Origin of the sequence: Streptomyces sp. XM83C (assembly GCF_023072675.1) — a bacterium.
Taxonomy (GTDB): domain Bacteria; phylum Actinomycetota; class Actinomycetes; order Streptomycetales; family Streptomycetaceae; genus Streptomyces; species Streptomyces thermocoprophilus.
The window spans coordinates 1-2,147 of sequence record NZ_JALLGL010000519.1 but is presented as its reverse complement, the minus strand read 5'-3'; the positions used below and the strand labels follow the sequence as shown (position 1 = coordinate 2,147).

The following is a 2,147-nucleotide window of genomic DNA, read 5'->3' as shown; positions in this document are numbered from 1 at the left end:
GCTTGTTGAACTGCCGCGGGCTCAGCCCGGTGAACGGACCTATCCAGGAGGGCTCCGACGCCGTGATCACACCAGCCACAGCAAAATCATCTCACCTCTGACCAGCAGTTACGGGACAACCTCTAGCGATGACCCGTTCGACGGCCGAAGGAAAACTGGTTCGGCCGCGAACAGAGATCGTCTACCGACCTTTCTGGATCAACGCACCGTGCATGCAGTTCATGCTTCGCCAGAAGACCGGAGCCCTGCCGCAGCCGCCAGCCATCGCATGGCCTCGATGGGCGCTGGGGTATCTGCGCAGGAAAGCCTCACTTCTACCAGGTGATCGGCCACGGCGCATACTTCAGAAATCTCCCAAAAATCGTTGCTCCGAGAAAACCAGTAGAGCCACTGACCCGCTTCCCATCCCCGTTCCCGTTCCAGCGCTACTTTCTCACCGGGACTAGCCTTGCGCCAACGCGACAGCCACGCTTCCTTATCCGCTGGGGACATCGGAGGTGAGAATTGTTCCGAAAGCCAGGCGGGAAGGCTTCGCTTAAATTCGTTCGCATTGTCAGTAATTATGGAGCGTTGGGATTTGAGGAGATTCACTATCTCGATGAATTTGGCGACGTCTTTCCTGTCGCCCGAGTAAAGATGCGACACCTGTGTCATGGCGCCCCCTTCTGGCAGACGGCGAATGCCGGGCGGGTGACTCCCCGCCCGGCATGCTAGCTATCTTTCTTTTCCGGATCCTTGCTGGATGCTGTCGAAGAATCTCTCCATATGCTCGGGGCGCAGCATATACTGATCCACTGCCTTTGTCACGTCGACTACGAGAGGTGCGTTCGGGAAGTCTTTGGCCATTGACTCGGGTACCGCACTTTCGCGCAACCACGAGAGGAAGCTTCCGTCAACTTCGAATGACTTCACCTTGGTGTCGGAGAATCCTTGGGATATCCGCTTCGCCAAAAATTCGTCGGCTCGCTTAGATACTCCGAAGTTGAGGAATATGGCCTTACGTGAGTTTTTGATAGTCACGTAACCGCCTTCGAGGATTTTTATCCTCTGATTTCCCGCTCCTTCGACACGGTACACCGTGGTCACGCCCTGTTTGGCCCAACGCGATGCGGCGTAGGTGCCGACTAGACTTGCGCCAATGGTGCTCATCGTCTTCGCGTAGGAATTCCGGACGTCGCATATCCATTGCGCTTCCCCTTGGGCGCATGGGATGTCGGGCATCGGCGCAGGCGGTGGCTCGGGCGGGGCTTCACACGTGCTGGCCATAGCCCAAATGCACACACCATTCGGGCTTTCGTAAAGATACTTCCGAGGCCTTTGCTTCTTTTCGGGGACAGGGTCCGGCCCCACCAACAGAGTGGAGGCGCGGCGGACGTCGCCGCCCTCTACGTTCACTACGCTGAGCAGGACACCGCTACCACCGCCGGAAAATGTGACTGTAGTGGAATAGGTCACCGTGGAGTGGTAAACCCATTTGAACCCGCCTCTGCCGTTGCTTTCCATGGTGAAGTGCTCGTGCGCGCGGCAATCGGTACCGCAATTGCCGTTCGGATATAGCGGTGCCGGTATCAGGCCGGTCGGATCCGATTTGACAATCGGCGTATTATTGGCGTAAGCGTATCCGTTGATCGCTTCGTGGTCCTCCGGCGTGAGGATAGGATCGACGGATATGAAGCGACCGATCAGGGGGTCATATTCTCGGGCGCCGATGTGGGTGAGGCCGGTGTTGGTGTCGGCGGGTTTGCCGAGGAAGCCCTTGTCGTCCGGCCATGCCTGCGGTGTGGTGCCTCGTGCTTCACCGAAGGGCTTGGTGTAGCGGCGGGTGATGGCCTGGGTGGTGGCGTCCACGGTCATTGAGGCGGTGCCGTGGTGATCGTCGACCATCCAGGACAGGCCGGCCTCGGTGCGGACTGCGGTTGCGTCACCGGCGGGGTAGTAGCGCTGGGCCGTGAACTTTTTGGCGACGGTGTCGTAGTGGAGTTCCTGTCCGGCGAGGTAGAGGACGGTCTTGGCCGGGCCGCGGCGGATCAGGAGGTCGCCGTTGGCGTCGTAGAGGTAGTCGGTGGTCTTGGTGCCTTCGGTGAGGCGGGTGAGTTCTCCCTCGAGGTCCCAGGTGAGGTTCTGGGCGTTGCCGGTGGGGCCGTAGC

2 protein-coding genes and 1 pseudogene are annotated in these 2,147 nt (G+C 59.4%); all 3 read right to left on the bottom strand.

The features are described from left to right. Positions 1 to 79: pseudogene (locus MTQ10_RS29955) on the bottom strand (IS5/IS1182 family transposase); the annotation flags it as partial. Positions 80 to 219: 140 nt separating this feature from the next. Next, positions 220 to 654, bottom strand: coding sequence for a hypothetical protein (locus MTQ10_RS29950; RefSeq protein ID WP_247473683.1), 435 nt, complete (start codon positions 652 to 654; stop codon positions 220 to 222). Between the two features lie 60 nt (positions 655 to 714). Next, a partial coding sequence (locus tag MTQ10_RS29945; protein WP_247473680.1) for an RHS repeat domain-containing protein occupies positions 715 to 2,147 on the bottom strand: 1,433 nt, incomplete at its 5' end.